Below are 21,808 nucleotides of genomic sequence, written 5' to 3'. Positions count from 1 at the left end.
TGCCCGTCCGCGGGTGGTCGTTGCAGGCTAGGCGTCGCGGCGCAGCGTGAACCAGAAGGTCGGCACCGAGTTGGTGCCCGGTGTGACGTCGATCAGTTCCCAGCCGGGGAACCTGGCGCGGAGTTCGTCGGCTGTGACGCCCGCCGCCCACGACGTGACCTCCGGGATTGGATTGCCGAGCGGTTCGGGGCCGTACCCGAACATCAGCAACCGTGCTCCGGGAGCGGCGCGGTGGGTGAGCCCGGCGGCGTAGGCGTCGCGGCGGTGCAGTGGGACCCCGCAGTAGCAGCTCAGGTCGAAGAACAGGTCGAAGGGGCCCGGCACGTCCAGCTCGTCGAGGCGGGTGGCGTCTCCGTGCAGCACCCGTACCGCCACTCCCGCCGCCGCGGCCTTCTCCCTGGCCTGGTCGACGGCGCGGTCGATCAGGTCGACGGCCGCCACCTCCCAGCCGTGCCGTGCGAGGTAGGTGGCGTTGGTTCCCGTGCCGCAGCCGAGTTCGAGGGCGCGGCCGGGCGGCAGCGCGCCGTGCCCCTCTACCAGGTCGACCAGCTCGGGCGGCGTCACGCCGGTGTCCCATGGTGGCTTGCCGGTGCGGTAGTAGCCCTCCAGTGCGCGGTGGACGGACTCCTCTTCCGGGTCTCGCCGCGTTGAGGTCAGGTCCGGTTCCGGCTTCTGAGTGGCGTTGGGCTGGTCCATCGTCTCCTCCAAGAACTTAGAGCTAAACTCTAGTGACATACTCTAAAGGTAGGCTCGCAATATGGACAAGGTCAAGCGGCCGGACAAGCGAGCCGAGCGCTCACGCCGCACCCGTGAAAAGGTCGTCGAGGCGGCTCGCGACCTGTTCGTCGCGCAGGGTTACGGGGCGACGAGCCTGCAGGAGGTCGCGGACCGGGCGGGAGTGGCCGTCCAGACGGTCTACTTCGTTTTCCGCAACAAGCGCACGCTGTTCAAGGACGTCGTCGACACGTCCATCGCCGGGGACACCGAGCCGGTCGCCACCATGGATCGTGAGTGGTTTCGCGCCGCGTGCGCCGAGCCCACCGCAGCCGGGCAATTGCGCGCGCACGTCCACGGCACCCGTGACATCCTGGGCCGGGTCGCCCCGATCATCCCGCTGATCGCGGCTGCCGCAGCCACCGACCCTGAGATCGCCGCACAGTGGCCGAACGGCTCCGACCCGCGTTACACAGTGCAGTACGCAGCGGCCGAAGCCCTGGCCGGCAAGCCCGACACCCGTCCCGGCATCTCCATCGAGATGGCGGCGGACCTGCTGTTCGGCCTGCTCAGCCCGCAGCTCTACCTGATCTTCGTCCGCGACCGCGACTGGTCACCGGACACGTGGGAAGAGTGGGCATGCACCGCCTTGACCTCTCAACTCTGCGCCGACCCCGGCTAGTAGTGCTTTGTTAGGTTCTGTGGCGTCTGTTGCGGTGTAACGGTTTTACGGGTTGGTGGCAGGTGAGGCAGGCGCCGGTCCAGGTCGCGGGGAGTCGTTGCAGCTCGCGGATGACTGTGTAGAGGGTCAGGCCGGCGCAGCCGCTTTTGGGTCCAGGCGCAGTTCGATGATGAACAGGTGCGCGGCGGTGACGAGGGTGACGTGGCGGTACCAGCCGATGAAGGAGCGGCCTTCGAAGTGGCCCAGGCCGAGGCCGGACGGGCCCGGAACGGGTGCCGTCACCGCAGCCATTCAGCAGCGCCTCGGAGGACGCGGGCGGCACATCGCAGTTGAAGTCGATCCATGAGCGGCTGGCCGCGCTGCACCCGGCGGTCGACGTGGTGAACGCGGACGCGACCGACCTTGCCACGGTGCGGGGCGGGTCCTGCGTCACGCCCTGCACCCGCGTCCACGCCCCAGCCGAGGAGGAGCGGCCCTGCTTGAAATCGGCGCGGAAGCGTGCGAGCAGTCTGCCCGCTCCCGACCTCGTCCATCCGGGCCGGGATGGCGCTGATTGCCTCGACCGAATGTTGCATGTGATCACCTCTCCGCGTTGTCAACCTTCGAGGTACTCGAGCGGACGTGTGTCCAGGCCAGCGGCGTGCTCCGCGAGCCCGGTCGCCATGGCCTGCATGAAACGGCGGAGGTACCACTGGAAGACCCGCCGTGTCCCTCGCCGAGCCAGGAACGTGCCGTGCCAACGAATTCGTGTTCCGCCGCCGGGGAGTTCGTGCAGTTCGACAACGGCCTGGTAGTTGGCCATCTGTGGGTTCTCCACACCCTCGTACGCGAACCGGTGTCCGGGCTGTAGGGCGGTGATCCGTTCCGTGGTGACGACGTGCCCGGTGCGGAAGGCGCGGGTCGCGCCGACGTCGTCTCGCCCATTGGGTGACAGGTCGCGCGACTGGCCGGATTCCAACGCGTCGATGCGCGACCATGCGGGCCAGCTCCTCGGATCCAACAGTAATGTCCACACTGCGTCTGGCGGCGCCGTCGATTCGGCGGTGACGTCGTACGACTGCATTCCGGGGCTCCCTATGCTGTTTGGCTGTCGGCAGGCGGGCGGGTCAGGAGATGTGTTCCGGGAGGCGGGCGGGTTCCTCGCGGGCCGCCGGTGCGTCGGGCAGTTCGGTGGACAGGGTTCCACCGGTCTCGTCCAGTCCCACCCGTGCGTGCAGACGTCGGGCCCACGGCGGTGCCCACCAATTCGCCGCCCCGGCGAGTTTCATCAGTGCCGGGACCAGTGTCGCTCGGACGATGAAGGCGTCGATCAGCACGGCGATGCCCAGGCCGAGGCCGAACATCTTCATGAAGGTGATGCCGCTGGTGGCGAAGGCGAAGAAGGTGATGGAGAGCACCAGCGCCGCGGCGGTGACGATCCGTCCGGTCTTGGCGAGTCCGGTAACGATCGAGGCGTGGTTGTCGCCGGTGCGGTCGTACTCCTCCTTCATCCGGGCGAGTAGGAAGACTTCGTAGTCCATCGACAGGCCGAAGGCGACCGCGAACATCAGCAGCGGCATCGCGGTGTCGGTGAGACCCGTCGCAGTGAATGCCAGGGGGCCGGAGAGGTTGCCGTCCTGGAAGATCCAGACCATGAGGCCGAGCATGGCCGTCAGGTTGAGGGTGTTGAGGACGATCGCCTTCAGCGGTACGAGGAAGCTGCCGAACATCAGGAACAGCAGGGCGAACGTCGCCACGGCGATCCAGAGCGCGGCCCACGGAGCGACGGAGGAGATCGCCGCTTTCATGTCGACGAGTTGGGCGGCGCTGCCAGCGACGAGAGCCTCGAAGGGTGGGTCGAGGTTACGCAGGCCGTGCACGACGTCCTCGGCTTGCGTCGAGCTCGGCAGCACCGAAGGCACGACTTCGAACCACTGGCCTGCGTCCGCGACATACCGTCCCGAGTCCGGGGTGGGACCGCTGACCCGCTGCCCGTCGGCCCAGGTGCCCTGGGCGGTGACGACCTCGGCGACGTGCTCGACCCGGGACGCGGCCACAACGTACGCCTCGACGTCGGCCGGGGTGGCCGAACCCCTGATCACAACCGGGAGCGCCTCGGCGGCGAAGCCGAAGTCGCGCTGCGCCTTCTCGGTCGCCTGCCGCGCGGCAACGTCGGCCTGAAGTACGCGGGCGTCGGGATTGCCGAACTGGGTGTTGAGGATGGGGAGGCTGAGCAGCACCAGCAGCGCGATCACCGCGCCGGTGACCAGGCCGGGCCGGCGCAGCACCCGTTCGGCGACCGCCGCCCACCGGCGCGACCCGCTCTGCCCGCCCCGCCGCATACCCGGCAGCCGCCACGCGTTGACCCGGTGACCCAACACCATCAGCAGCGCGGGAAGGGTGACCACTGCGGCGAGTACGGCGACCAGTACGACACCGACACCGGCATAGGCGAACGAGCGTAGGAAGTAGAGCGGGAAGGCGGCGAGCGCCAGCAGCGCCACGGCCACGGTCACCCCGGAGAACACGACCGTCCGTCCGGCGGACTCGACGGTACGGATCGTGGCGAGGCCGACTCCGTGCCCGGCGTCCAGTTCCTCACGGAAGCGGGAGACCATGAGCAGGGAATAGTCGATGGCTAGACCGAGACCCAGCGCCATGACGAGGTTGGTTGAGAAGACCGAGACGTCGGTGAACTGAGTGATCCCCCACAGCACGAAGAACGCGCCGAAGGTCGCCGCGCCGCCGACGACGATCGGCAGCAGAGCCGCGACGACGCCACGGAAGACCAGCAGGAGCAGGAGCAGCGTCAGCGGGATCGCGATCATCTCGGCGAGTACCAGGTCCTGCTCCAGACCGTGGCCGAGAGCCTCGCCGATGGCCGCGGCGCCGCCGATCTCGACGGTGAGCGCACCCCGGTCTCCTTCGAGCCGTTCCCGTACCCGTTGGACCGTCGCGTCGATGGCCGCGTCCTCGCCGCCGGCGCGGGCGAGGACCAACGCCGACGAGCCGTCTGCGGCGCGTAGGGACGGCGGTGAGCCGACTTTCCAGTACGACGTCACCTCGTCGACGCCCTCTACGGTGGCGAGTTCGGTGGTGAGGGCCTGGCCGGCGGCTGCCGCGTCCGGGGCGTCGACGTCACCACCGTTCGCCGTGACGACGAGCAGGGTGTTGGGCGTGCCGGCACCGAACTCGTCTTCGAGGAGCTTGCTCGCCCGCGCCGAATCCGAACTCGGATCCTCGAAGCCACCCGTCGACAGGCTGCCGAAGACCCCACCGCCGAGGATCACGGTCAGGGCGAACACGACAAGCGAACCGAACAGGGTCAGCCGGGCACGTCGGACGACCAGCCTCCCGAGCACAGTGAACATGACGACCTCCTCCAAGGCCCGGTCGGTCCGGACGCCTGCCGATGAAGTCTGGGGCCGGCAGGCCCCGATGTCCTCGGAGCGCGGTGCCGTTACCCACCCCTCCCCAGAACGGGAGATCGGCGGTCCGCTCGTACCCTGGTAGGAGAGCCCAGGCACCGTGGTCGGAGCCGACGGCGGCGGTACTGACCTATATTCCTGGCATGCCCGCACTGCTACGTGACCGCGACGAGTTCGTGATCGGGGCGGCCGTCCTCGGCACCGGCCTGGGGGTGCTCAGCCTCCACTACACGTCGGACTGGGGCTGGATCCTCGCGCTGCTGATGCTTCCGGCGCTGATCGTGCGGGCGTTCTGGCGGTCGATGCCGGGCTGGCTGCTGCTGTCGTGGGTCACGATCCCGACCCTCGTCGGCGACGCGGCGGTCGTCACCCAGAGCGCCTACCTCGTGGTCGTCACCGCCCTGGCGGTCGTCGCGGCCAGCCGCCCACGACGGCTCGACACCGTCGTGATGATCCTCTGCCTGCTGTCGCCGTTCCTGATCTGGCTACTCGAGACCAACAACTGGCACCGGGGTCTCGGCGCATGGCTCTGGTTCGGCGGCCTGCTGATCGGATGGGGCTTCGGCCACGTCGTCCGCCGGCAGTTCGCGCTGATCGACGAGTTGGAACGTACCCGCACCAGGCTGGCCGACACCGCCGTGGCCGAGGACCGGCAACGCATCGCCCGGGACCTGCACGACCTCGTCGGACACAGCTTCAGCGTCGTCCTGCTCCACCTCTCCGGAGCGCGAATGATCCTCACCTCCACACCCGACCAGGTCGCGGAGGCCGCGGAGGCGCTGGCGCAGGCAGAGGTCGTGGGCCGCAAGGGCATGGACGAACTGCGCCAGGCACTGATGCTCATGCGCCAGGGTTCCCACTCGCTCGCATCACTGCAACCCGGCGAACTCGAACACCTGCTGGGCAGGTACCGCGACGCCGGGATGCGCATCGACCTCGACGTCACCGGAGATATCGAGGACGTGTCGGCGGCACCCCGCATCGTCCTGCACGACGTGCTCCGGGAAGCCCTCACCAACGTCGCCAAACACGCACACTCCCCGGAGGCGACGATCCGGATCGGCGTGGACCGCGAACGAGTCGACGTACGGGTCGAGAGCCCGCTCGGTCCGACTCACTCGCGTGCGGGCAGCGGCATGGGACTGGCCGGGCTCGAACACCGCGTGGCCGCCATCGACGGCACCTTCCAGGCCCGGACAGACCGGGAACACTGGGTGGTCCGGGCACAACTGCCCCGCCGCCTCGCCGGAGCGTCCGCGTGATCCGCGTACTCCTGGTCGACGACCAGCCGATGGTCCGCGCCGGCCTCGGCCTGATCCTGCGCAGCCAGCCCGACATCCAGGTCGTCGGAGAATGCGGAGACGGCGGCGGCGTCGTCCACACCGTCTCCGAGTGCACTCCCGACCTCGTCTGCATGGACGTGCAGATGCCCATAGTGGACGGAGTCGAGGCGACCCGCCGGCTACGGGCCGCCGACGGACCGCCGGTCTGCATCCTCACCACCTTCGGCGACGAAGAGGTGCTCTGGTCAGCGGTCGACGCCGGCGCGGCAGGATTCGAACTGAAGTCCGCCACCCCCGAGAACCTCATCGAGGCGGTCCGCACGGTCGCCTCGGGTGGCACCTGGATCGACGGAACCCTCCTCGGGCCGATCCTCGACTCCTACCGGCAGTCGGCACGGTCGAGGACCCTGCACAGGAAGCGGCTCGACGCACTCACCGACCGCGAACTCGACGTCCTCCGCCTGATGGCGCGCGGGGCCTGCAACCGGGAAATTGCCGAACAGCTGTTCCTGGCGGAAACCACGATCAAGACCCACGTCAGCTCCCTCTTCAACAAACTCGGCACTCGTGACCGAGCCGCGGCCATCGTCCTCGCCTACGACGCAGGACTCGTCCGACCACGACGATGAGCGAGCGTCGCCGAGGACCGCACAGCCCTGACGTCGGTCACCATCGGCAACTTCGGCCTTGCCAACCTCGCTGTGTGAGCTGAGTGGGGACAACTTGCGGGCGGTCACCACGGCCGTCCTCGCCGAACCGTGTTCCACGCCGTGGGCAGCCCTTGTGTATAACCAACTAAAGCTGTAGGAAAAGTAGGCGATGGTGATCGGGAGGGACTATGACCACTGCCCCTGCAGTACAGACCGTCGGCGCCGATGCCGCGGCCCCACCACCGACGGCCCGCCCCCGTCCACGAAGCGGGGCTGGCTGGCGGCGACGTGTCGTGCTGCGTGCCGCCTCCCTCGTGGTCCTGCTGCTGGTCTGGCAGGCACTCGCGATTCTGACGGACAACCCGACGTTCATCCCGTCACCGGGTGCCGTGTGGGACCGCCTGGTGCAGACTTCGACCACCCATGACGGTGTCCGGGGCTACAGCGGTCACCTGCTGATCGAACACCTCGGTGTGAGCCTGCGCCGCATCCTCATCGGTTCGGTGGTGGGCGTGGCCGCCGGGTTGGTGCTCGGCCTGGTGATGGGCACCGTCAGCTGGGTGCGGGTGGCCACCGAACCGGTCGTCACCTTCGTCCGCGCGCTGCCGCCCCTGGCGTACTTCAGTCTGTTCATCATCTGGTTCGGCATCGACGAGACCCCGAAGCTGTGGCTGCTGTCCATCGCCGCGCTGCCCCCGGTCGCGGTCGCCACCGCGTCCGCCGTCAAGGCCGCACCGGCCACTCTCGTCGAAGCGGCCCGCGCGTTGGGCGGTGGCCGCTGGGCGGTCACCCGCGACGTGGTGCTGCCGCACGCGCTTCCGGAGATCTTCACCGGCATCCGGCTCGCCGTGGGCATCGCCTATTCGTCAGTGGTCGCGGCCGAGACCATCAACGGCGTACCGGGCATCGGGGGGATGGTCCGCGACGCGCAACGGTATTCGCAGACCGACGTGGTGGTGCTCGGCCTGTTCGCGATCGGTCTCTCCGGTCTCCTGATCGACGCGCTGCTGCGTACCGCGGAGGACCGACTCGTTCCCTGGCGCGGTCGAAGCTGACCCGCGTTCACCCCACCTCCTGCAGAAGGGTCACCCATGCGTCGACCATGTGTCAGAACGCTCCTCACGACCGCCGTGCTCCTTGCCGCCGTCCCGCTCTCGGGGTGCGGCGACGGTGCCGCCAGTGGCGGTGGCGACCCGCAGCGCAAGAGCATCCGGCTCGCCTACCAGGCGTTCCCGAGCGGCGATCTGATCGTGAAGAACCAGCAGTTGCTGGAGAAGGCGCTGCCGGACTACACGATCACCTGGACCAAGTTCGACTCCGGCGCGAGCATCAACACCGCGTTCGCAGCGGGCAGCGTGGACTTCGCCGCGATCGGCTCCAGCCCGGTCGCGCGCGGTCTGTCGGCGCCGCTGAGTCTGCCCTACAAGGTGGCCTTCGTCCTCGACGTCGCCGGGGACAACGAGGCGCTGGTCGCCCGCGACGGCGCCACCATCACCACGATCACCGACCTGCGGGGCAAGAAGATCGGCACGCCGTTCGCGTCGACAGCGCATTTCAGCCTGCTCGCCGCCCTGGAGCGGGCCGGTGTCAAGGAGAGTGAGGTGACCCTGGTCGACCTGGAGCCGCAGGACATCCTCGCCGCCTGGACCCGCGGTGACCTCGACGCGGCGTACTCGTGGTTGCCCTCCCTCGACGACCTGAAAAAGACCGGAAAGGTGCTCGTCACGAGCCGAGAGTTGGCCACCGCCGGCAAGCCCACCCTGGACCTCGGCGTCGTCTCCAGCGCGTTCGCCGACGCGCACCCCGAGGCCGTCGACGCGTGGCGTAAGGCGCAGGCCAAGGCCCTCGATCTCATCGCGAGCGACCCGACCGCCGCGGCGACCGCTGTGGGTCGTGAGTTGAACCTGGACACCGCCGCGGCTCAGCACCAGTTGAGTCAGGGCGTGTTCCTCAAGCCCGCCGACCTGGCCAGCCCCGAGTGGCTGGGCTCGCCCGAGAAGGTCGGTGGGCTGGCCGAGAACCTGTACAACGCAGCGGTCTTCCTCAAGGCGCAGAAGAAGATCGACGCGATTCCGGACCGGTCGGTGTTCGAGGCCGCGATCTACACCAAGGGTCTGCCGAATGTCCTCCAGCCCTGACGCCGCGGTCGAGGTCCGCGACGTCACTCACACGTACGGGAGCGGGTCGGCGGCGGTCACCGCCCTCGGCCCGGTCGACGTCCGCGTACCACCGGGCACCTTCCTGGTTCTCGTGGGTGCCTCGGGCTGTGGCAAGACGACACTGCTGCGGCTGGTCGCCGGTTTCGAGCAGCCCACGACCGGCACGGTGACCGCGGCCGGCCTGCCGCCGGTGCCGGGCCGTAATGCCGGTCTGGTCTTTCAGCAACCACGGCTGCTGCCGTGGAAGACGGTCGGCGGCAATGTCGGGCTCGCGCTGCGCTACGCGGGTGTGCCACTGCCCGAGCGAACCCGCAGGGTGTCCGCCCTGCTGGACCGGGTCGGCCTGCCGCACGTCGCGCACCGCCGCACCTGGCAGCTCTCCGGCGGCCAGCAGCAGCGGGTGGCCATCGCTCGGGCGCTGGCCGTGGACAATCCCCTGCTGTTGCTCGACGAGCCGTTCGCCGCCCTCGACGCGCTGACCCGGGAGAGATTGCAGGAGGACCTGCGCCGGGTCAGTGCCGAAACCGGCCGTACGTGTGTGTTCGTCACGCACAGCGTGGACGAGGCGGTCTTCCTCGGTAGCCGGGTGATCGTCCTGACCCGGCGGCCCGGGCGGGTGGCCCTCGACGTGGACGTCGACCTTCCGCGCGCCGGCGTCGAACCCGACGAGTTGCGCGGCTCACCCGAGTACGCGGCCCTACGCGCCACGATCGGCCACGCCGTGCGTGCCGCCGCCGCCTGATTCGAAAGGGCATCGCAATGACCGACACTCTCGTGAACCTGACAGTGGACCCGCTCGGGCCGCACTTCGGCGCCGAGGTGCGTGATCTGGACCTGCACCGCGCGAGCGACACGGACCTCGCGGCGGTGCGGGCCGCGTTGGTGGACCGCAAGGTGCTGTTCTTCGCCGATCAGCGCCTCGACGACGACGGCCAGGTACGCCTCGGTCGGCGGCTCGGCGAGCTGACCGCCTCCCATCCGGTCGTCGGTGGAGTCGACGCGGAACATCCCGAGGTGTACGCGCTGGACAGCGCGGACAACGGCTTCGCCGATGTGTGGCACACCGATGTCACCTTCGTCGCCCGTCCGCCCCTCGGCTCGATCCTGCGTGCGGTGACGCTGCCGCCCAGCGGCGGAGACACGACCTGGGCGGACAGCCAACTCGCGTACGACTCGCTCGCCGAACCGGTGCGGCGGCTGGTGGACCAACTGGTCGCCGTGCACGACGGGAACCGGGAGTTCGGCTACTACCTCGCGCAGCGCCGTGGTGGCCGGGGCAGCGTGTGGGAGGGGGAGGTGGTCACCCGGCTGGACCCGGTGGAGCACCCCGTCGTACGTGTCCATCCGGAGACCGGCCGCCGAGGCATCTTCGTCAACCCCGGCTTCACCTCGCACATCGTGGGCGTGTCGGAGGCCGAGAGTCGCGCGATCCTGGACCTGCTCTACGCCCACCTCACCAAGCCGGAGCACCTGGTGCGACACCGGTGGCGGCCCGGCGACGTGGCGATGTGGGACAACCGCAGCACCGCCCACTACGCCAACCGCGACTACGGCACCGCGCGGCGCGTGGTGCACCGCATCACCCTGCGCGGCGACCGCCCACGCGGCCCCGTGGATCCCTGGCACGGCCCCGAGACGGTACGACCACCGAATCACGGGTAGTCGACCGGATCGTTGCGCTGCGGGTGTTTGCACCCACCGGTCGTCACCCCCTCCGAACCAACCACTCGGGAGGATCGACATGCCCCAGTCCACCGACGCCCCGATCGATGCCGGCAGCGACGCGCTGCGGACGTTGCTCCGTCATCAGGCCAGCACCGTCACGGTGGTCACCGCTGCCGGCGCGCCGGCGGTCGGCTTCACGGCCACCTCGTTCACCTCGGTGTCACTGACGCCGCCGATCGTCTCGTTCTGCCTGAACCTCGCTTCGTCGAGCTGGCCAACTGTCGCTCGGGCCCGCCACGTGGCCGTCCATCTGCTGGCCCACCACCAGCAGGAGTTGGCCCGGACCTTCGCGACGAGCGGCATCGACCGCTTCGCCGCCCCGACCCGCTGGCGGATCGGCCCGCAGGGCGTGCCGATTCTCGACGACACCCTCGCCTGGCTGCTCTGCCGGGTCGTCGACCGGGTGACCGTCGGCGATCACGCCGTGGTGCTGGCCGAGCCGGAGGTGCTTCGGCACGCCGACGTCGGCTTGCCCCTGCTGTACCACCGAGGCCACTACGCCGGGTTGGCCGCTGACCAGACCGGCGCGACCCGCCGTTCCGCCGCCTGACCGCACGGTCGCACGCCCGGTCCGCGATGAGGAGGATGCCATGCGCGCGATCGTCGCCGCTCCGGACACGCCCGAGGGGTTCCGGATGACCGACGAGCCCGACCCCGTCCCCGGCCCTGGGCAGATCCTCGTCGAGGTGCGGCACGCCGCCGTCAACGCCGGCGAGATCCGCCACCTCGGCGTCTGGCCGGCCGGGACGGTGCTCGGGTACGACGCCGCAGGTCACGTGGTGCGCGCTGCCGCCGACGGGTCCGGCCCGCGTGCGGGTGACCGGGTGGTCGCCTTCGGGGCGGGCGCCTGGGCCCGCCTGGCGGTGTTCGACGTGGACAGTGTGGCGGTGGTGCCCGCCGCTGTCGACCTGGGCGAGGTGGCCGCACTGCCCCTGGTTGGCCTCACCGCTCTGCGCACACTGCGGGCGTCAGGTCCGCTGCTCGGCCGCCGGGTGCTGGTGACGGGCGCGTCCGGGGGAGTGGGTCGGGTCGCCGTCCAACTCGCCCGGCACGGTGGTGCGTACGTGGTGGCGGTGGTGGGCTCCCCGGCTCGTGGTGCCGGGCTGGCCGATCTCGGCGCCGACGAGGTGGTCGTCGGTCTCGATGGCATCGTCGATCCGGTCGACGTGGTGCTGGAAACCGTCGGTGGGGCGCATCTGGTGGCTGCCTGGGGTGCGCTGGCCCCTGGTGGGGTGCTGCACAGCATCGGCTGGGCGTCCGGTGAGCCGGCCGTCTTTCCGGTGAACTCCACCTTCGCTCCGGGCGCGGCACGCACGCTGCGGTCCTTCGGCGATGCCACCGCCCCAGGCCCGGACCTCGCGCTCCTGGTGGATCTCGTGGCGCGGGGCGTGCTCCGGGCGCCGATCGGTTGGCGCGGCTCGTGGCAGCGTCTCGGGGAGGCGACCGACGCGCTGCGGCAACGCCGCGTCGCGGGGAAGATCCTGCTCGACCTGGACTGACTCTGACCTGCCCGGGCTGGTCCACCAGCCGGGGCGCAATCCCGTCAAACCCTATAGGTCTAATAGGTTATCCGTCAACGCATCGACGTCCCCGCGTGCGATAGCCGACATCCGGCAACTGATTCGTTGACACCACCGCCGTTCGGAAGGTGGACTCAGCTCATGTCCAGCAAGCTGCGGCTGACGATCCGCGGCCACATCGACTTCGGTCGGGTGTGGTCGAGTTCCTGTCTGGCCTGACCCGGCACCCACGCCCGTAACCTGGCCCGCCGCACCGGCCCGCCGAGGTGAGGCGCACCGCCGCGCCGCCACAGCACCGACACCGTCACCGGTCCACGCCCACGCGCAGGGGCCGGGTGTCGGCACACCCGCTTTCCGCCTGCCTGGACAGGAGATCTCACCATGCCCGCGTACCGTCTGCGTACCCTGGCCGCCGCCGCGCTCGTCCCACTGCTCGCCGTCGTTGCCGGCTGCTCCACCGGCGCCACCCCGGCCGCCGAGGCGGCCGGCCTGCCCCGCTCCGGCGGCACCCTCACCTGGGCCGTGGAGACCGAGCCGATCACCCTCAACCCGCACCAGTACGCCCAGGCCAAGGCCCGCCTGCTGGTCTGGAACACCTTCGAGTCCCTGCTCACCTACGACCAGCAGGGCAAGCTGGTGCCCTGGCTGGCGACCGGCTGGCAGGTCACGCCGGACGGGCTGTCCTACACCCTGACGCTGCGCGAGCGGGTCACCTTCACCGACGGCACGCCCTTCGACGCGGCGGCCGTCAAGGCCAACATCGACAAGCTCCGGGAACCCGGGTACGCCCCGGGCGTCGCCGCCGTCCAACTGCGCAACCTCAAGGCCGTCGAGGCCGTCGACCCGCGCACCGTACGACTCGTCCTCACCGCCCCGGACGTGCTGATCCTCGACTTCCTCGCCTCCCCGCAGGGCGCGCAGGTCTCCCCGACGTCGCTGCGGCAGGCGAAGAACCTCAAGGCCGGTGGCACTGACGTGGTCGGCACCGGGCCGTTCGTGCTGGACCGCTACGTCCCCGGTCAGGAACTGCGCTATCGGCGCAACCCCGGCTACGACTGGGCGCCGCCCACTGCGACGCACACCGGCCCGGCCCACCTCGACGGGATCACCTACCGGTTCCTCAAGGAGTCGGCGGTCCGCGTCGGGGCCCTCACATCGAACCAGGTGCAGCTCATCGAGGGAGTGCCCGCCACCGACCAGCCGCTGGTCACCGGCAACCGGGCGCTGCGCCTGACCCGCGAGCTCAACTCCGGCTCCGCGTACTCCTACTACCTCAACACCTCCCACCAGCCCTTCGACGACCTGCGGGTCCGGCAGGCGTTCCGGGAGGCCGTCGACGTCGACACCGTGCTCAGGTCGGTCTACCGCGACACCGCCACCCGCGCCTGGAGTGTGATCAGCCCGTCCAGCCCGCTCTACGACAAGCGCCTCGAGGGCGGCTACAGCGGCGATGCCACCAAGGCCAACACCCTCCTCGACCAGGCCGGCTGGGCCACCCGGGACGGCGACGGCTACCGGGTGAAGGACGGCAGGCGGCTCACCGTACGGCTCGTGCAGTCCGCACCCTTCGTCCGGGACCGTCGCGACGTCCTCGCCCAGGCCGTGCAGGCCGCCGTCAAGCAGAGCGCCGGCATCGACCTCAAGGTGTCGCTGGTCGACCAGGGCACCGCCACGGAGGCGTTCCAGCGCAACGAATACGAGGTCTTCGACAACTCCCGCGCCGACACCGACGCCGGTGCCGCGCTGAACCTGCTGCTGCACTCGAAGGGCGGCATCAACCGTACCCAGGTCAACGACCCCCGCATCGACAAGCTCCTGGAAGCCGGTCAGGCCGCCGCCGACCCGACGAAGCGCGCCGGCATCTACGCCGACGTGCAACAGCAGGTCGTCACCGAGCAGGCCCTGGCGCTGCCGCTCTACGCCCCGGCCGACCAGATCGCCGCCAGCACCGGCGTCGGCGGGGTCCGTTTCGAGCCCACCGCCGGCGTTCCCGCCAGCGCCTACGACCTGTGGATCGGGAAGTGACATGAGCCGCCCACCCGTACGCGCCGTGGCCCGCCGGCTCGGTGCCGGCCTGGTCGTCCTCTGGGTCGCGGCCACCGCCGCCTACCTGGCGCTGCTGGCCGCCCCCGGCGACACCGTGGACAACATCATCGGCGACGGTGCGGACACCCCGCAGATCCGCGCCCAGATCATCACCGAGTGGGGTCTGAACCGGCCGGCCCTCGTGCAGTACCTCGACTACCTGCAAAGGCTCGGCGGCGGCGACCTCGGTCGCTCCTACCTGCTGCAACGCCCGGTCGCCGAGGTGATCGGCGAACAACTCGCCCCCACCCTCACCCTCGCGGTCACCGCCGCCGGGCTCGGGCTGCTGCTCGCCCTGCTCATCGCGGTGGCCACCGCCGGGGACCGGCGACCGTGGCTGCGCCGGGTCAGCTCCGGCACCGAACTGCTGCTGGTCTCCACCCCGCCGTTCCTGATCGGACTCCTGCTGCTCAGCGTGCTGTCGTTCCGCGTCGGGCTCTTCCCGGTCTCCGGCGACCGCGGGATCGCCGCGTTGGTGCTCCCCGCCGTCACCCTCGCGCTGCCCATCGCCGGACTGCTGGCCCAGGTGCTGCGCGACGGCATCGACAAAGCCCTCGACGAGCCCTTCGTGCTCACCGCCCGCGCCCGAGGTGTACGGGAACGAACGGTGGTGGTGCGCCACGCGTTGCGGCACGCCCTCCTGCCGGCCGTCACCCTGGCCGGCTGGCTCTTCGGCATCCTGCTCGGCGGCGCCGTGATCGTCGAGCAGGTCTTCGGCCGCCCCGGCCTCGGTCAGGTCACCCTCACCGCGGTCACCACCCGGGACATGCCGGTGGTGCTGGCCGTGGTCACCCTCTCGGCTGCCGTCTACGTCGTGGTCAACACCACTGCCGACCTGGCGTACCTGCTGGTCGACCCGCGTCTGCGAAGGAGCTGACCCCGATGACCGTCACCCTGGGCACCCCGCTCACCGACGCCACCGCACTGACCCGCGCCGACCCGGCCGGCCCGGTCGTACGCCGGCGGTCCCGACCGCGACCCGGTCTGCTCGCCGCCGGGGCGTACCTGATCCTGCTGGTGGTCGCCGCGGCCTGGCCGGCGGCGCTCGCCCCCGGCGACCCGCTCGCGGCCGACCCGCTCGGCGTGCTCAGTCCGCCCGACGCGGCGCACTGGTTCGGCACCGACCACCTCGGCCGCGACGTCTGGACGCGGGTGGTGCACGGCGCCGCTCACTCGCTCACCATCGGTGTCGCCGCCACCGCGCTCGCGGTGGCCGGTGGCCTGCTGCTCGGCCTGCTCGCCGGCCTTACGCATCGGGTCGCCGACGAGGCGCTGAGCCGCACGTTCGACGCGCTGTCGGCATTCCCCATGCTCCTGCTGGCCCTGCTGTTCATCACCATCGCCGGCCCCGGCAGCGCCAGCCTGATCGTCGCCATCGGCATCGCCACCCTGCCGCATTACGCCCGCGTGGTCCGTGGTCAGACGCTTGTCGTCCGCCGCTCCGGCTATGTCGAACAGGCTGTCACCTTCGGCCAGTCCCGGCCCCGACTGGTGCTGCGGCACGTGCTTCCCAACGTGGTCGGCCCGGTGCCGGTGCTCGCGGTGATCGGGCTCGGTGAGGCGATCCTCGCCGCCGCCGGGCTCAGCTTCCTCGGCATGGGCCCACAGCCGCCGTCGCCGGAGTGGGGCGCGATGCTCTCCGAGGGGCGCAACTACCTCCAGGTGGCCTGGTGGATCAGCATCCTGCCCGGCCTGGCGGTCACCGCCACAGTGGTCTCCCTGACCGTCGTCGGCCGGCGCTGGCAGGCCCGCTTCGACGGGCGGAGCCACTGATGGCCCCCCTGCTCGCGGTCGAGGACCTGCACGTCGACTTCGACACCTCGACCGGCCGGGTGACAGCGGTGCGTGGAATCAGCTTCACCGTCGAGCGCGGCGAGTGTGTGGCCATCGTCGGGGAGTCCGGCTCCGGCAAGAGCGTCACGGCTCGTACGCTGGTCGGTCTCGCCGGCCCGGGTGCGCAGGTCCGCGCCAGGCGGCTCGAGCTGGCCGACCAGGATGTGCGCGGTTACCGGCCACGGGACTGGCGCCGGGTCCGAGGTCGGCTCGCCGGGTTGGTCCTCCAGGACGCGCTGGTCTCCCTCGACCCACTGCGTACGGTGGGCGCCGAGGTCGGCGAGGTGCTCACCACCCACGGCATCGTCGGGCGCCGGGAACGGGCCGGCCGGGTCAGTCACCTGCTCGACCTGGTCCACCTACCGGAGCCGGAACGCCGGGCCCGGCAGTATCCGCACCAGCTCTCCGGCGGGCTGCGGCAGCGGGCCCTGATCGCCTCGGCGATCGCCGGGGAACCGGCGCTGCTCATCGCCGACGAGCCGACCACCGCGCTGGACGTCACAGTGCAGGCGCAGATCCTGGGGCTGCTCACCGAACGTCGGGCCGCCGGGGTGAGTCTGCTGCTGATCAGCCACGACCTGGCGGTCGTCGCCCAGATCGCCGACCGGGTCCTGGTGATGCGGGACGGTCGGATCGTCGAGCATGGCCCCACCAACCGGCTGCTGCGGGCCCCGACCCATCCGTACACCCGGCAGTTGCTGGCGGCGGTGCCGTCGGCGACGTCGCGGGGCCGCCGGCTCGACCAGGCAGCGCGGGCCGGGGACGCACGGGCGACGCTGCCGGCCCGGCCCGCGATCCGCGCCGACGACACCGTGCTCGACGCGGCCGGGCTGACCAAGAGGTACGGCGACCACACCGTTGTCCGGGACGTCTCCTTCTCCATCGCGCGGGGCGAGACGCTCGGCCTGGTGGGGGAGTCCGGGTCCGGCAAGAGCACCCTGGCCCGGATCGTCGCCGGTCTGCTCGACGTCGACGCGGGCACCGCCACCTTCGAGGGGACGCCGTGGGCCGGGGCTCCGGAGCGGGCCCGCCGCCCGTTGCGGCGCAGGTTGCAGATGATCTCCCAGGACCCGCTGGGCTCCTTCGACCCGCGCTACCCCGTGGGGCGGGTCATCGCGGAGAACCTCGACCGCGACGTCGGCCGCTCGGAACGGCGCGATCTCGTCGTCGACCTGCTGCGCCGCGTCGGGCTCGGGGTCGACCTGTTCGACAGGCATCCCCGGCAGCTCTCCGGCGGGCAGCGGCAGCGGGTCGCCATCGCCCGCGCGATCGCCCCCCGACCGGCCCTGATCATCTGTGACGAACCGGTCTCCGCCCTCGACGTCTCCGTTCAGGCCCAGGTTCTCGACCTGCTGGCCGATCTGCGCGCCACCGACGGCACCGCCCTGCTCTTCATCTCCCACGACCTGGGGGTGGTGCACCACCTCAGCGACCGGGTGCTGGTCATGCACGACGGTGCGGTGGTCGAGCAGGGTCCGGTCGGCGACGTCTTCACCTACCCCCGACACGACTACACGCGGTCCCTGCTGGACGCGCTGCCCACGCTGGTCACCGCCGGCCGACCGTTGGAGGAACACCCATGACCGAGACGAGTCTGCACCTGGCCGTGGCCCTCGACGGCCTCGGCTGGCATCCCGCCGCCTGGCGACTGTCGCACGCCGACGCGACCGCGCCCCTGACCGCCCGCTACTGGAACGCCCTCGCCGGCGAGGCCGAACACGGCGCGTTGGACCTGCTCACCATCGAGGACAGCCTCGACCTCCAGTCCTCCCGGGCCGATGGCCCCGACGGTCGCACCGACCAGGTCCGGGGACGCCTCGACGCGGTGCAGATCGTCGCCCGGATCGCCCCGTTGACCCGGCACATCGGGCTGATCCCGACCACCAGCACCACCCACACCGAGCCGTTCCACCTTTCCACGGCGATAGCCACGCTCGACCACATCAGCGGCGGGCGGGCCGGTTGGCGGCCCCGGGTCTCCGCACGACAGGCCGAGGCCGGTCACTTCGGCCGCCGCGAGATCCCGCCGCTGGACCTGGCTCGGCTCGACGAACCGGAAGCCGTGCAGGTCGTCGAAGACCTCTTCGCCGAGGCCGGTGACGCGGTGGAGGTGGTACGTCGGCTCTGGGACAGCTGGCAGGACGACGCCGTGATCCGGGACGTGCCGACCGGCCGTTTCGTCGACCGGGAGCGGCTGCACTACATCGACTTCACGGGACTGTGGTTCTCCGTCAAGGGCCCCACCATCGTGCCCCGGTCCCCGCAGGGGCAGCCGGTGGTCGCCGCGCTGGCCCACTCGTCGGTGCCGTACGCGTTCGCCGCCCGGCACGCCGACGTCGTGTTCGTCACCCCGACCGATCCCGAACACGCCGCCGCGATCGTGTCCGAGGTGCGGGCGGCCGAGGAGACAGTGGGTCGGACCGATCCGCCGTTGCGCGTCCTCGCCGACCTGGTCGTGCTGCTCGACGAGACACCGACGTTGGCCCGGCACCGCAGGACCCGCCTCGACGAGCTGCACGGCGAGCGGTTCACGTCCGACGCGTCCATCTTCACCGGCACCCCGGCGCAGCTGGCCGACCTGCTCGCCGCGTGGCGCCGCGCCGGGGTGGACGGTTTCCGGCTGCGACCCGCCGTGCTCCCCGACGACCTGACCGCGATCACCCGGGCACTGGTGCCCGCGCTACGGGATCGGGGCCTGTTCCGCGCCGGTTATCCCGGCGGGACGTTGCGGGACCTGCTCGGCCTGCCCCGACCGGCCAGCCGCTACGCCGTCGCGGCGACCGCCTGAGCTGAGGAGAGCATCATGCCCAAGCAGATCATCCTGGCCGCGCACTTTCCCGGCGTGAACAACACCACGGTGTGGAGTGACCCGGCCTCGGGCAGCCAGATCGACTTCGCCTCCTTCGTCCACCTGGCCCGTACCGCCGAGCGCGGCAAGTTCGACTTCATCTTCCTCGCCGAGGGCCTGCGCCTGCGTGAGCAGCGGGGCCGCATCCACGACCTGGACGTGGTCGGCCGACCGGACACGTTGACCGTGCTCGCCGGGCTCGCCGCGGTCACCACCCACCTGGGGCTGGCCGGCACACTGAACACCACCTTCCGCGAGCCGTATGAACTGGCCCGGCAGTTGGCCAGCCTGGACCACCTCTCCGGCGGGCGGGCCGCCTGGAACGTCGTCACCACCTCCGACACGTTCACCGGGGAAAACTTCCGCCGCGGCGGCTACCTCGACCGCTCGCTGCGCTACGACCGGGCGGCCGAGTTCGTGCGTACCGCCCGGGAGCTGTGGGAGTCGTGGCCGGCAGAGGCGATCGTGGGCGACCGGGACGGCGGACGGTACGTCGCCGTGGCCGACCCCGGCGGCTTCACCCACCACGGCGAGCAGTTCGACATCGCCGGGCACTTCACCGTGCCCCGCAGCCCTCAGGTGCACCCGGTGATCCTCCAGGCGGGCGACTCTCCCGACGGGCGTGAGTTCGCGGTGTCCAGCGCCGACGCGATCTTCTCCCGGCACGGCACGCTCGACGCCGGTCAGGAGTTCTACCGGGACGTGAAGTCCCGGCTGGCCCGACACGGCCGTCACCCCGACGACTTGAAGATCATCCCCGGTGTCACATTCGTGCTCGGGGACACCGACGCCGAGGCCCAGGAACGCGCCCACCACATCCGCCGCCAGCAGGTCAGCCCGCAGACCGCGATCCTGCTGCTGGAACAACTCTGGAACCGGGACCTGTCCGGGTACGACCCCGACGGCCCGCTGCCCGCCCAGGATCCGGACGTCTCCGCCGACGCGATCAGCCGAGGCCGGGCCGGCATGTATCCCGACCCGGTCGACACCGCCCGGCAGTGGCGGGCCCTGGCCGAGGAGAAGGGGCTCGGCATCCGCGACCTGATCATCGAGGTCACCGGCCGGCAGTCCTTCGTCGGCACCGCGCAGCAGGTCGCCGAACGGATGAACCACTTCGTGCAGTCGGACGCCGCCGACGGGTTCATCCTGGTGCCGCACCTGACCCCGGGCGGGCTCGACGACTTCGTCGACCGGGTCGTTCCGCTGCTCCAGGAACGCGGCGTCTTCCGCACCGAGTACACGGGCACCACCCTGCGCGACCACCTGGGCCTCGGCTCCGCCCGCCCGGTCACCCCGGTCGGTGCGGTGTGACAGCGGTGGCAACGGTGTGCCGTCGCCGGTGGGACGACCCGGACGCCTCCGCCCTGCGCTCGGCGATGACCACCGAACTGCGCCAGCGGTACGCCGACCGCCCCACCGACCCGATCCACCTGCCGCCAGCTCGGGCGCTCGCGCCGACCTCGGTCGCCTGGACGGGCGTGGCGTACACCGCCGACGCCACCCCGGTCGGGCACGCCGCGCTGCGCTGGCACGGCCCGGACCTGGAGCTCAAACGCATGTACGTGCTGCCCGCGTACCGGGGGTGCGGCGTCGCCGAGATCCTCCTCGACGCGGTCTGGGAGGCCGCCGGCCAGCTCGGCGCGGCACGGATCGTCCTACAGACCGGTGACCGCCAACCCGACGCGATCCGCCGGTACGAGCGGGCCGGCTACGAGCCGATCCCCGTCTTCCCCCCGTACGACGTCCTGCCGTACTCGCGCTGCTTCGCACTGGCGGTGCGCCCGTCCCTGACCACACCGCCGAAAGTGACGGTCCCGGCATGAAGTTCCTGCTGATAACTCTGATCACTCACCTGCCCGACCCCGTCACCGGCCAGCAACGCAGCACCACCGAGCGGTTCCGGGAGGTGGTCGACACGGCCGTTCTCGCGGAGGAACTCGGCTTCGACGGATACGGCGTCGGTGAACGGCACGAGCGCCCGTTCATCTCGTCGTCGCCGCCGGTGGTGCTGAGCCACATCGCGGCCCGCACCTCCACCATCCGGCTCTTCACCGCCGTCACGACGCTCAGCCTGCTCGACCCCGTCCGCGCCTACGAGGACTACGCCACCCTCGACCATCTCTCCGGCGGCCGACTTGAACTGATCATCGGCAAGGGCAACGGCACCGCGCAGGCGCAACTGTTCCACGTCACCGCCGCCGACCAGTGGGACCGCAACCGGGAGGGCTACGAGCTGTTCCGCCGGCTCTGGCGGGAGGAGAAGGTCACCTGGTCCGGGACGTACCGGCCGTCGTTGACCGAGGCCGAGACCTGGCCGCGCCCGCTTCAGCAGCCCATTCGGGTCTGGCACGGCAGCGCCACCAGCAGAGAATCCGTCGACCTCGCCGCCCAGTACGGCGACCCGATCTTCTCCGCGAACGTCACCAACCCCATCGAGCCGTACGCCGAACTCATCCGCCACTACCGGGAACGGTGGGTGCACCACGGGCACGACCCGGCCGACGCCCTCGTCGGTGCCGGCACCGCTGGCTTCCACGTGGCCCGCACCTCGCAGGAGGCGATCGAGCGGTACCGGCCGATCTTCGATGCCCGGGTGGCCGCGTTCCGGCGGCTCGGCGTGCCGACGGTCTTCGACACCCTGGAGGACGCCATCGATCGCAGCTCGATCCTGGTCGGCAGCCCGCAGCAGTTGGTGGACAAGGTGCTGCGTTACCACGAACAGTTCGGCCACGAGGTCATCCACCTCCAGGCCGACCACGACGGGCTGACCGACAAGCAGCACCGGGAGAGCCTGGAGTTGTTCCAGGCCGAGGTGGCGCCGGTGCTGCGCCGGGAGATTCCCAGCCGTCCCTTCCATCCGCCGGTGACCCCAGCCGCCACGGCCTGACCAGAAACGGGGACC

General features: G+C 70.8%; 20 protein-coding genes and 1 pseudogene. 17 read left to right on the top strand and 4 right to left on the bottom strand.

The genetic code is table 11. The features are described 5' to 3' along the window. Positions 1 to 27: 27 nt before the first annotated feature. On the bottom strand, positions 28 to 696 hold the full coding sequence (locus tag ABZU25_RS17770; protein WP_355030419.1) for a class I SAM-dependent methyltransferase: 669 nt from the start codon (positions 694 to 696) through the stop codon (positions 28 to 30). A 61-nt stretch (positions 697 to 757) separates the two neighbouring features. Between ABZU25_RS17770 and ABZU25_RS17765 the strand changes: the two genes are divergently transcribed. Continuing rightward, positions 758 to 1,396, top strand: coding sequence for a helix-turn-helix domain-containing protein (locus ABZU25_RS17765; protein ID WP_355030418.1), 639 nt, complete (start codon positions 758 to 760; stop codon positions 1,394 to 1,396). A 126-nt stretch (positions 1,397 to 1,522) separates the two neighbouring features. Here the strand turns inward: ABZU25_RS17765 and ABZU25_RS17760 are convergent. The 3 genes and pseudogenes from ABZU25_RS17760 to ABZU25_RS17750 form a co-directional block, all read right to left on the bottom strand. Then, positions 1,523 to 1,651: pseudogene (locus ABZU25_RS17760) on the bottom strand (IS701 family transposase); the annotation flags it as partial. A gap of 340 nt (positions 1,652 to 1,991) precedes the next feature. Further along, entirely contained in the window at positions 1,992 to 2,459 is a 468-nt protein-coding gene (locus tag ABZU25_RS17755; RefSeq protein WP_355030417.1) for an SRPBCC family protein, read from the bottom strand. Positions 2,460 to 2,502: 43 nt separating this feature from the next. Continuing rightward, positions 2,503 to 4,746 carry an MMPL family transporter gene (locus ABZU25_RS17750; RefSeq protein ID WP_355030416.1) on the bottom strand — a complete coding sequence of 748 codons (2,244 nt, stop codon included), beginning with the start codon at positions 4,744 to 4,746 and terminating at the stop codon, positions 2,503 to 2,505. 200 nt (positions 4,747 to 4,946) lie between these two features. Between ABZU25_RS17750 and ABZU25_RS17745 the strand changes: the two genes are divergently transcribed. The 16 genes from ABZU25_RS17745 to ABZU25_RS17670 all read left to right on the top strand — a co-directional run bounded on the left by ABZU25_RS17745 (position 4,947) and on the right by ABZU25_RS17670 (position 21,793). Beyond that, entirely contained in the window at positions 4,947 to 6,065 is a 1,119-nt protein-coding gene (locus ABZU25_RS17745) for a histidine kinase (RefSeq protein WP_355030415.1), read from the top strand. Continuing rightward, positions 6,062 to 6,715, top strand: coding sequence for a response regulator transcription factor (locus tag ABZU25_RS17740; protein WP_355030414.1), 654 nt, complete (start codon positions 6,062 to 6,064; stop codon positions 6,713 to 6,715). The genes ABZU25_RS17745 and ABZU25_RS17740 overlap by 4 nt, the downstream gene beginning before the upstream one ends. Before the next feature lie 209 nt (positions 6,716 to 6,924). Then, positions 6,925 to 7,791 carry an ABC transporter permease gene (locus tag ABZU25_RS17735; RefSeq protein WP_355030413.1) on the top strand — a complete coding sequence of 289 codons (867 nt, stop codon included), beginning with the start codon at positions 6,925 to 6,927 and terminating at the stop codon, positions 7,789 to 7,791. Positions 7,792 to 7,827: 36 nt separating this feature from the next. Further along, on the top strand, positions 7,828 to 8,874 hold the full coding sequence (locus ABZU25_RS17730) for an ABC transporter substrate-binding protein (protein ID WP_355030412.1): 1,047 nt from the start codon (positions 7,828 to 7,830) through the stop codon (positions 8,872 to 8,874). Beyond that, positions 8,858 to 9,637 (top strand): ABC transporter ATP-binding protein, encoded by a 780-nt coding sequence (locus ABZU25_RS17725; RefSeq protein WP_355030411.1) that lies wholly within the window; start codon positions 8,858 to 8,860, stop codon positions 9,635 to 9,637. The genes ABZU25_RS17730 and ABZU25_RS17725 overlap by 17 nt, the downstream gene beginning before the upstream one ends. 17 nt (positions 9,638 to 9,654) lie before the next feature. Continuing rightward, entirely contained in the window at positions 9,655 to 10,557 is a 903-nt protein-coding gene (locus ABZU25_RS17720; RefSeq protein WP_355030410.1) for a TauD/TfdA family dioxygenase, read from the top strand. 79 nt (positions 10,558 to 10,636) lie between these two features. Next, entirely contained in the window at positions 10,637 to 11,170 is a 534-nt protein-coding gene (locus ABZU25_RS17715) for a flavin reductase family protein (protein ID WP_355030409.1), read from the top strand. Positions 11,171 to 11,210: 40 nt separating this feature from the next. Beyond that, on the top strand, positions 11,211 to 12,119 hold the full coding sequence (locus ABZU25_RS17710; protein WP_355030408.1) for a zinc-binding dehydrogenase: 909 nt from the start codon (positions 11,211 to 11,213) through the stop codon (positions 12,117 to 12,119). A gap of 402 nt (positions 12,120 to 12,521) precedes the next feature. After that, entirely contained in the window at positions 12,522 to 14,165 is a 1,644-nt protein-coding gene (locus ABZU25_RS17705) for an ABC transporter substrate-binding protein (RefSeq protein WP_355030407.1), read from the top strand. Between the two features lies 1 nt (position 14,166). Next, a complete protein-coding gene (locus ABZU25_RS17700) occupies positions 14,167 to 15,102 on the top strand; it encodes an ABC transporter permease (protein ID WP_355030406.1) in 936 nt (311 codons plus the stop codon). A 5-nt stretch (positions 15,103 to 15,107) separates the two neighbouring features. Further along, positions 15,108 to 15,998 carry an ABC transporter permease gene (locus ABZU25_RS17695; RefSeq protein WP_355030405.1) on the top strand — a complete coding sequence of 297 codons (891 nt, stop codon included), beginning with the start codon at positions 15,108 to 15,110 and terminating at the stop codon, positions 15,996 to 15,998. Further along, positions 15,998 to 17,641 (top strand): ABC transporter ATP-binding protein, encoded by a 1,644-nt coding sequence (locus ABZU25_RS17690; protein WP_355030404.1) that lies wholly within the window; start codon positions 15,998 to 16,000, stop codon positions 17,639 to 17,641. The genes ABZU25_RS17695 and ABZU25_RS17690 overlap by 1 nt, the downstream gene beginning before the upstream one ends. After that, positions 17,638 to 18,846, top strand: a complete 1,209-nt coding sequence (locus ABZU25_RS17685) for an LLM class flavin-dependent oxidoreductase (RefSeq protein ID WP_355030403.1) — start codon at positions 17,638 to 17,640, stop codon at positions 18,844 to 18,846. Before ABZU25_RS17690 ends, ABZU25_RS17685 begins: the two co-directional genes overlap by 4 nt. Before the next feature lie 15 nt (positions 18,847 to 18,861). Beyond that, complete coding sequence (locus ABZU25_RS17680) at positions 18,862 to 20,217, top strand: NtaA/DmoA family FMN-dependent monooxygenase (RefSeq protein WP_355030402.1); 1,356 nt, start codon at positions 18,862 to 18,864, stop codon at positions 20,215 to 20,217. 5 nt (positions 20,218 to 20,222) lie between these two features. Further along, complete coding sequence (locus tag ABZU25_RS17675; protein ID WP_355030401.1) at positions 20,223 to 20,729, top strand: GNAT family N-acetyltransferase; 507 nt, start codon at positions 20,223 to 20,225, stop codon at positions 20,727 to 20,729. After that, on the top strand, positions 20,726 to 21,793 hold the full coding sequence (locus ABZU25_RS17670; RefSeq protein ID WP_355030400.1) for an LLM class flavin-dependent oxidoreductase: 1,068 nt from the start codon (positions 20,726 to 20,728) through the stop codon (positions 21,791 to 21,793). Before ABZU25_RS17675 ends, ABZU25_RS17670 begins: the two co-directional genes overlap by 4 nt. The last annotated feature ends 15 nt before the right edge of the window (positions 21,794 to 21,808 follow it).

The sequence above is a fragment of the Micromonospora sp. NPDC005215 genome (genome assembly GCF_040607915.1).
Taxonomy (GTDB): domain Bacteria; phylum Actinomycetota; class Actinomycetes; order Mycobacteriales; family Micromonosporaceae; genus Micromonospora.
The sequence above is the reverse complement of the archived record's forward strand: the minus strand, read 5'-3'. Positions and strand labels throughout refer to the sequence as shown.